Source organism: Brevirhabdus sp., assembly GCF_052826345.1.
In genome coordinates, this window is record NZ_JBRBUA010000100.1 from 21979 (window position 1) to 30660 (window position 8682).

Annotated in this window: 9 protein-coding genes; 5 read left to right on the forward strand and 4 right to left on the reverse strand. The window is 68.2% G+C overall.

All coding sequences use genetic code 11. The annotated features are described in order from the left end of the window. Positions 1-37 precede the first annotated feature (37 nt). Together ACU0BR_RS12275 and ACU0BR_RS12280 are read left to right on the forward strand one after the other, a co-directional pair. On the forward strand, positions 38-703 hold the full coding sequence (locus tag ACU0BR_RS12275) for a response regulator (protein WP_446157117.1): 666 nt from the start codon (positions 38-40) through the stop codon (positions 701-703). A gap of 1 nt (position 704) precedes the next feature. Next, on the forward strand, positions 705-2072 hold the full coding sequence (locus tag ACU0BR_RS12280) for a sensor histidine kinase (RefSeq protein ID WP_446157118.1): 1368 nt from the start codon (positions 705-707) through the stop codon (positions 2070-2072). A gap of 149 nt (positions 2073-2221) precedes the next feature. Here ACU0BR_RS12280 and ACU0BR_RS12285 read toward each other — a convergent pair whose 3' ends face one another. The 4 genes from ACU0BR_RS12285 to ACU0BR_RS12300 form a co-directional block, all read right to left on the reverse strand. Next, complete coding sequence (locus ACU0BR_RS12285; RefSeq protein WP_446157119.1) at positions 2222-2983, reverse strand: substrate-binding domain-containing protein; 762 nt, start codon at positions 2981-2983, stop codon at positions 2222-2224. 99 nt (positions 2984-3082) lie between these two features. Continuing rightward, positions 3083-4186, reverse strand: a complete 1104-nt coding sequence (locus tag ACU0BR_RS12290) for an ABC transporter substrate-binding protein (protein ID WP_446157120.1) — start codon at positions 4184-4186, stop codon at positions 3083-3085. Between the two features lie 35 nt (positions 4187-4221). Beyond that, positions 4222-5655: a sensor histidine kinase N-terminal domain-containing protein gene (locus ACU0BR_RS12295; protein ID WP_446157127.1), complete on the reverse strand. Its 1434-nt coding sequence runs from the start codon at positions 5653-5655 to the stop codon at positions 4222-4224. Positions 5656-5677: 22 nt separating this feature from the next. Then, positions 5678-6349, reverse strand: coding sequence for a response regulator (locus tag ACU0BR_RS12300; protein WP_446157121.1), 672 nt, complete (start codon positions 6347-6349; stop codon positions 5678-5680). 237 nt (positions 6350-6586) lie between these two features. Between ACU0BR_RS12300 and ACU0BR_RS12305 the strand changes: the two genes are divergently transcribed. The 3 genes from ACU0BR_RS12305 to ACU0BR_RS12315 all read left to right on the forward strand — a co-directional run. Beyond that, positions 6587-7579, forward strand: coding sequence for a Bug family tripartite tricarboxylate transporter substrate binding protein (locus tag ACU0BR_RS12305; RefSeq protein WP_446157122.1), 993 nt, complete (start codon positions 6587-6589; stop codon positions 7577-7579). 72 nt (positions 7580-7651) lie between these two features. Continuing rightward, positions 7652-8083: a tripartite tricarboxylate transporter TctB family protein gene (locus ACU0BR_RS12310; RefSeq protein WP_446157123.1), complete on the forward strand. Its 432-nt coding sequence runs from the start codon at positions 7652-7654 to the stop codon at positions 8081-8083. A gap of 12 nt (positions 8084-8095) precedes the next feature. Beyond that, a partial coding sequence (locus ACU0BR_RS12315; protein ID WP_446157124.1) for a tripartite tricarboxylate transporter permease occupies positions 8096-8682 on the forward strand: 587 nt, incomplete at its 3' end.

The window sequence follows — 8682 nt, forward strand, 5'->3', positions numbered from 1 at the left end:
CCTGAACGACGCCGCTTTGGGCCGGAAGGCTTTGCTCATGCGCGTACTTTTGCTCGAAGATGACGACAAGATCGGCTCCGCGGTGCGCGATCATCTGGCCGCGGCGGGCCACGGCGTCGACTGGGCGCGCGACATCGCCGCCGCGACCGAATTCCTGGCCGTCACCGCATTCGATCTGGTTTTGCTCGACATGGGCCTGCCCGACGGCGATGGCCTGACGGTGCTCAAACGCATCCGCCAGCGCGCCATCCTGGCATCGGTCATCATCCTGTCGGCGCGATCCCGCGTCGCCGATAGGATCGCGGGGCTGAACGCGGGCGCGGATGATTTCCTGGTCAAGCCCTTCGATCTGAGCGAGCTGGACGCGCGCGTCAACGCGGTCGCCCGCCGGGTCAACGGCAAGACCGGCACGGAAGAGACCTTCGGCGCGCTGACGATCGACCACGCCCTGAAACGCATCACCCGTCACGGCCAGCCGGTGGAACTGACCGCGCGGGAATGGACGGTGCTGGAACGGCTGACCCGCCGCGCGCATGAGACCGTCTCCAAGGGCGCGATCGAAAACGCACTTTACGAATACGACGCCGACGTCGACAGTAACACGGTCGAGGTCTACGTCAGCCGCCTGCGCAAGAAACTGGGCAGGGACGCGATAAAAACGCTGAGGGGCCTGGGCTATCAGATGTCACGGGAAGGGCGCTGAGATGTCGATTGCCAAACGCCTAGTGATCTGGCTGACCCTCAGCATTGCGCTGCTGTGGATCGGCACCGCGATATTCACCCGGTCCGTCTTCGTCGAGGAGATCGACGAGATGCGCGAGGATGCGATCCGCAACACCGCGCATCGGATGATGCCGCTGATCGTGCATATGGTGGCGGGCGGCTCCGAGACCGGCTCGGGGAGCGGCATCCGGGACGGCTCGGCGCCGGGTTCCGGGCTTTTGCTGGATGAGGATGCGAAATTCCTCGTCTCCGGCATCGACGGGGCCATGGCATTTATGGTCCGCGACAGGACGGGCAAGCCGGTGTTGCGGTCCTACGATGCCCGGGACGTGCAGTTTCCCGCCTCGCTCCGGCCGGGGCTGTCGCATTCGCGCAGCGCCCTGGCCTATACGCTGACCGACAGCGCGAGCGGCCTGTCGTTGAGCGTGGTGGAACCCGACGCGCACCGCCGCGAAGCCCTGGCGGAGGCGACGACCGCGCTGTTCGGACCGCTGGCCATGCTGGTGCCCATCATCATCGCGGTGATCTACCTGCTGATCCGGCTGGCGACCAACCCGATCCGCGACCTGCGCAGGCGCATTTCCCGCGGGCGGCCGGGCGATCCGCGCACGCTCGAGGATCAGACCCGCGCGAAGGAGTTGCGCCCGATCGCCCGTGCGGTCGACCAGCTGATGAAACGGCTGGATGCCACATTGGATTACGAGCGCAATTTTTCGGCCAACGCCGCGCATGAGCTGCGCACCCCGGTCGCGGGCGCGCTGGTGCAGACCCAGCGCCTGCGTCAGGAACTTGACAGCGAAAGCGCCGTCGCGCGCGTGGATGCGGTCGAGGGGGCATTGCGCCAGCTGGCCGATGTTACGGAAAAACTGTTGCAGGTGTCGCGGTTCGAGTCGCTGCCCCGCACCCACGACACCCGCGAGGATCTTTCGCAGGTCGTCGATCTCGTGGTGTCGGAGACCGGCAACGCCACCGGCCAGACCGCCCGCATCTCGGTCGACAACCGGCTGGGTCAGGACATGATGGTGGCGCTGGATCCGGATATCTTTGCCATCTGCCTGCGCAATCTGATCGAGAACGCCATCCGGCACGGCGATCCCGCGGGCCCCATCACCGTAACGCTCGCGCCCGACTGGACGGTGCATGTCGTCAACGAGGGGCCCGCGCTCGACCCGCGCAGCCTGGAGGCGCTGACCCAGCGCTTCGCCCAGGGCGATGCGGCGCAAAGCGGCCACGGGCTTGGCCTGTCGATCGTGGACCGCCTGATGAAGCAAAGCGGCGGCGGGCTGACGATCCTGTCGCCCGCCAGCGGGCGCCGCGACGGGTTCGAGGCCATCCTGACACTGCCCTGATCCTCGCCGCTTCGGCAGGCCGCCTGCGCCGGGCGTTTCGCCCCGCCACCCGGTGGCCGCCGCCCCGGCGGAGGGCCGATCCAGACCGGACCGGCCCCGGAGCGATCCCTGAGCGATCCCGCAGCCCCCGGCCCGCCCCGGAACCGCGCCTATTCGAAGCTGCGTTTCCAGCCGTGCGCGGCGAAGATCTCGGCGCCCGCGTCCGCCTTGAGGAATGCGATGAACCGGCTTACCTCGCCGTAGTCGCGGCCCTTCTCGGTGCGCGCGACCGAGGTATCGCGGTAAATCGTCAGCTCCGGCTCGGTCGGGACCATGTCCGCGATATCGGGATTGTCGATCTGCCAATGGTTCCAGATCAGCCAGGCGTCGAAGCTGTCATCCTTTTTCCACGTCTCGCGCGCGGCACCGCTGTTGGGCGCCAGATGGTCGATGTTGGCACGGAAGGCGGCCATTGCCTCGACATTGCGCATACGGCCCACGATATCCTCCCAAAGGCCCACCTGCCCGGCGCCGTCGACGACCATGAGGCCCAGGTCGCGCTCGACCAGGTCCCTGATGCCCTTGATATCCTTGGGATTGCCCTTGCGCACCAGAATGGCCGAGGGGCGCAGGAACAGCGGCTCCACCGTGTCTTCGAGCACCGATCCATGCGCCGCGATGAAGTCATCCATCATGTTCTGCGATCCGCTGAACAGCGCGTCGGCATCGGTCTTGGCGTCCTCCATCCATTTGGACGAGGGGCCGGCGGTGACCTTCACCGCGATTCCGGTTTCCTTCTCGAAGGCGGCGGCGGCATCCTTCATCGCGGGCGCCGGGCCGCCCGGCCCGAAGAGGGAGATGTCGGCGGCCGCGATCTGGGCGGAGAACATTCCCGCCACGGCACTCGCGACAAACAAGCGTGTGATCGTCATGTGTGATCCTCCCTATGATTATGCTGGTTATCCGGCACAACATTCAGAAATCGGCATTTGTTCCGGCACGCACCCGCGGACGGCGCGGGGGCCACCCGCCTATCGCGCGGGCGGCGTGGCGCCGGGGCGCGGGAAGGTCTGGCGCCACCGGCCGATGAAGGACGCCCGCTTCTGGCGGTCAAGCGCCACCAGCAAGGTCGGCGACAGCTCGATCGGTCGCGTCAGCCGGGTCGAGATGCCTTCGGTCTCGACCAGCTCGCCTTCGGCGCCCACGGTCACCAGCAGCAGCGCCGAGCGCATCGCCGTGCGACCCTCGGGCGACAGGATGAAATCGACAAAGGCGCGGGCCTCGGCGATATGGGGGGCATCGCGCGGGATCATCGCCGCGCGCGACAGCAGCAGCGTGTAGTCGTTGGGGGCGATCACGCCGATGCGCCTGTCCTCGCGCGCCCGCGCCAGCGCGTAGGAGCCCAGCACGTTATAGGCGACAAGGTAGTCGCCGCGCGCCACGCCGTCGATGATTTCCGCCGAACAGCAGGTCACCACCGCGCCGCTGCGGCCCAGCGATTCCAGCAACCCGCCGAATGTCGTGGCCTCTTGCGCATCCATGAACGCGAAAAGATAGCCGAGCCCGGATTCCTCGATATCATAGGTCGCGACGCGTCCGGCGTAGCGGCTGCGATCGGGACGCAGCAGGTCCAGCAGCGCAAAGCGCGAGACCGGCACCTCATCGGGCGGCACCAGTTCACGGTTGTAGACGATCACCGCCGGCTCGCTGGTGATCCCCCAGAGCTGGTCGCGCCAGCGCAGCTCCGGCTTCAGCCGCGCCGTCCGGGCAGAGACATGCGTGGCCGCGCAGGCGTCATTGACCAGCTTGACCATCTGATGCACGCCCGAGCTGATCACCAGATCCCCCCTGCCCGTGTCGTCGCCCGTGTCGGCGCCCGCGTCGGCACCCTGTGCGCATTCCGCCTGGCTGAGATCGAACAGCGGGTTCGAGCCCCATTGCTGGTAATCGATCGCCAGCCCCGGCCGGTCGCGCAGAAACGCCCGGATGACCGGCGCGAAGGCCGCGATATCCGTGGTGCCGCGCACCAGCAGGCGCGCCGCCGCATCGAGCGGGCCGTAGCTTGCCGTGGCCTCCTGCGCGCGCAGAGCCGTCGGCGCGCCGGAAAGGGCCGCGGCCAATGCGACAGCCGCCATCCCCGCGCGTCCCGCGATATGCGCCCACCCCGGCCTCATGTCCGCGGCAACTGCCGGGGCAGGATCAGCGTGGCGCGGAACCCGCCGCCTGTCGCCTCGTCTGCGCCGTCGCCCGCACCCGCGCCCGCTTCGCCGCCTGCGGCGCCGGGGTGACTGTCGCCCGGCGCCGCCGTCAGTTCCAGCCTGCCGCCATGGGCGTCGGCCACCGACACCGCGATGGCCAGCCCCAGGCCGGCGGAATCGGCCTTGGAGGCGGCCGAGCGCGCGAAGCGGCGGCCCGCCTGGCCGACGATCAGCGCGGGCGGGCCCGCGCCCGCGTCCTGCACCCAGATGCGCGCCTGCGTGTCGCTGCCCGCCACGCCCATGCGCAGGGGGGGCAGCCCATGGCGTTGCGCGTTGTTCAAGAGGTTCTTGCAGGCCTCGACCAGCGACAGCCTGTCGCCCGAAAGGATCACCGGATCGGCGGGCAGGTCGATGCGCACGCCCGAGGGGCCGCCGCCTTCGGGTTCGCATTCCTCGAGCACTTCCAACGCCATCTCGCGCAGATCGAAGCTTTCCGTCGGGGCGGAATGCGCCCGGTGAATGACCATGGCCCGGCTGAGCATCTGGTCCAGAAGCCGCCCCAGGCTGACAGACCGGCGATGAATCCGCTCCACGATCAAGGCCTTGCGCGCGGGATCGGAGTCGCGCGCGGCCAGATCCGATTGCGCGCGGATCGCGGCGACGGGGGTGCGCAGCTGATGGGCGGCATCCTCGATCAGGGTGCGCATCGCCATCACCTGCCGGTCCAGCCGCGCCATGAAACTGTTGAGCGCGCCGACCATCACCGCGGCTTCGCGCGGGACGGCCAGATCCACCGGCGTCAGATCGTGCGGGTCGCGCTGGCGCAGCGCCGCGCCGATCCGGTCCAGCGGCCGCAACGCCGAGCGCACCGCCAGGATCGCCAGCACCGCCATCGCGATGCCGGTCAGCGCCAGCACGATCAGCGCGCCCCGGGTGATGTCCAGCGCCAGCGCACGGCGCGCCAGCTCGGTGTGCCCCACGATCACCCGCACCGCGCCGGAAAAGCTGCGTTCCGCGAAACGGCGCGTCAGCGAGACGAAGCGCGCCGGCTCGCCGTTCATCGGCGCGTCGAAAAAGATCTGGTCCCCGCCCGCCCCGGCAGGCGGCAGCGGCGCGCTGTCATAGCCTGTCACCGTCGCGCCGTCGGGGCCGATCACGCGGTAGCTGATCCGGTCGTCGGGCGCCAGCGCCAGCAGCTGGAACGCCGACAAGGGCAAATCGACCACCGCGCGGCCCTCGCGGGCACTGATCGACGAGGCGATGTCATTGGCCGCCCCGACGAGCAGCCGGTCGTAGGCTTCCCGCGCGGCCTGCCTGCCATAGCTGAAGGCCGCCAGGGAGACGAAGATCCCGCCGATCATCAGCACCCCCGTCACCGCCAGCGCGACGCGCCCGGTCAAGGACATGCGCAAACGGGGGGCGGTGTCCTCAGCCGGTTGCATCGAACCGGTATCCGAGCCCGCGCAGCGTCTCGATGGCGGTGCCGCTACCCGCGATCTTCTTGCGCAGCCGCGCGATGTAAAGCTCGACCGCGTTCAGCCCCACATCGGAATCGTCGAAGGAAAACAGACCGTCGTACAGGCGTTCCTTGCTCAGAACCTTGCCGCGGTTGCCGATCAATATGCCCAGCAGTGCCAGTTCGCGCCGGGTCATCGCGACCCCGCGCCCGCCGATGCGCAGGCTGCGCGCGGCGGCGTCGAAGACCAGACCGCCGACCTGTATTTCCGTGCCCTTCTGCGATTGGTCGCGGCGTGCGAGCGCCCGCACGCGGGCCTCCAGCTCTCTCAGATCGAAGGGTTTCACCAGATAGTCGTCGGCCCCGTCGTTCAGCGCGCTGACGCGGTCGTCGATCGAGAACTGCGCGGTCAGGATCAACACGGGCGTGGCATCGCCCCCGCGGCGCAGGTCATGCAGGATCGTGGTGCCGAGGCCGTCGGGCAGGTTGATGTCGAGGACCAGCACGTCATAGCGCTGCACGGCCAGGTGATCCTGCGCATCCCCTACGCTGGCGGCGATGTCGCAGGCGATGCCGACGCGCGCGAAGCTTGCCGAAATCGCATCCGACACGTCCCAGGTATCCTCCACCAGCAACACGCGCATCCTGACCTGTCCTCCTCCGCAGCGCACGATAGGACAAGCCGCGCGCGAGGTGAAGGCGCCATGCACCGCCGCCGTGCCTGGCGCGGCCTTGCCTCCTCCCCCGGTCCCGCGCGGCACACCCGGCCCCGCGCCGCCCGGCCGCGATGATAGGTTCGTGACAGCAACATCGCCTATCACCATGCACAGGCGCCGCCCGCCCCCCGTGTGGCGGCCCCCACACCATACGGAGGAGAAACCATGACATTGAAACTTACCCGCAAGGCCCTTGCCGCCGCGGCCGTGCTCGCCTCGGTGGCGCTGGGCGCGCAGGCGCAGGACTTCACCCCCTCCAACCCCGAGTGCATCGCACCGGCCAACCCCGGCGGCGGCTGGGATTTCACCTGCCGTCAGGTGGGCAAGTCGTTGCAGGATCAGGGGCTGATCCCCTCGACCATGCAGGTGGTGAACCTCGCCGGTGGCGGTGGCGGCGTGGCCTTCGCCGAGGTCGTCAACAAGCGCAACGATTCCAACGACCTGATCGTGGCGGCATCTTCGGCCACCGCCACGCGCCTGGCGCAGGGCGCCTATCCCGGCAACACGATGGATCAGGTTCGCTGGCTGGCAGCCGTGGGCGCCGATTACGGCGTGATCGCCGTGGCCAAGGACAGCCCGATCAAGGATCTGCCCGGCCTGCTGGACCAGATCAAGGCCGACCCCAAGTCGGTATCCATCGCGGGCGGTTCCGCCGTTGGCGGCTGGGACCACCTGAAGGTTCTGATCGCCACCAATGCCTATGGCATCGAGGACGTGCGCTCGGTCAAATACATCGCCTTCGACGGTGGCGGCGAGGCGGTGACGCAGCTGCTGGCCGGATCGGTCCAGGCCTTCACCGGCGATCTGTCCGAGGCGAAGGGCTTTGTCGACAGCGGTGATATCCGCATCCTCGCGGTTCTCGCCCCCGAGCGTCTGGGCGGCGAATTCGCCGACATCCCCACCGCCAAGGAACAGGGTGTCGATGCGATCGGCGCCAACTGGCGCGGGTTCTACGCCCCCGGCGGAATGTCGGACGCGGCCTACAACTACTGGGTCGATGACATCGCCAAGCTCTACGCCTCCGACGAGTGGAAGCAGATCATGGAAGCCAACGGCCTGGCCCCGCTGGACCTGCAGGGCGAGGAATTCCAGGCCTTCGTCGCGGATTCGGTTGCCAAGATCGAAGGCATCTCGCGCGAGATCGGCATCATCAAGTAATCATGCCAAGGCCGGGGGGCGACACCGCCCCCCGGCCCTTTTGCATCCAAGCGACAAGAGGGGAGCACCGCCATGAGCGACCGGATCTTCGGCGCCATCGGCCTGATCATCGCGCTGATCTTTGCGTGGCAGGCCACCGTCATTCAGGAAAGCTTTCTCAGCGATGCGGTCGGGCCCAAGGCCTTTCCGCTGATCATCGCGGGGGTGCTGGGGCTGTGTTCGGTCTATTTCCTTCTGCGTCCCGACGCGAATCCGACCTGGCCCCGCGCCGGTCGGCTGGCGGAAATCGGTCTGGCCGTGCTGGTGATGTTGGCCTACGCGCAGCTCTTGCCCGAACTCGGCTTTGTCATCGCCACGGCCATCGCCGCCGCCTATCTGACCTGGCGTCTGGGCACCCGGCCCCTGCAATCGTTGCTGGTGGGCGTGCTGACCTCGCTGGGCATCTATTTCATCTTTCACCTGCTGCTGGGCCTTTCGCTGGCGCGCGGCCCGCTCGGGTTCTGAGGAGACGCACCAATGGACACTCTGCTTTCCCTCGGAGACGGCTTTCTGGTGGCGCTGACCTGGCAGAACCTGGCGCTGGCGCTGATGGGCTGTTTTCTGGGCACGATCATGGGCGCGCTGCCCGGGCTGGGGCCCTCGAACGGCGTGGCGATCCTGATCCCGCTGGCCTTCACGCTCGGCCTCGGGGCCACGCCCGCGCTGATCCTGCTGACCTCGGTCTATTACGGGGCGATGTACGGCGGGCGGATCAGCTCGATCCTTTTGAACATTCCGGGCGACGAGCCTGCGATGATGACCTGCCTCGACGGCTATCCGATGGCGCGCGCGGGCCGCGCGGACGAGGCGCTGGCGCTGTCGGGCATCGCGTCCTTCGTGGGCTCGTTCTTTGCCACCTGGGGGCTGGTGCTGCTGGCCCCGCAGCTGGTCAAGGTGGCGCTGCTGTTCGGGCCGGCGGAATATTTCGCGCTGTTCACCCTGGCCTTTGCCACGCTGGGCGGAATCACCGGCAAGAACCCGGTGAAAACCGTGGTCGCCGCCACCCTGGGGATCATGATCTCCACAGTGGGCATCGACATCTCGACCGGGACCCAGCGCTACAC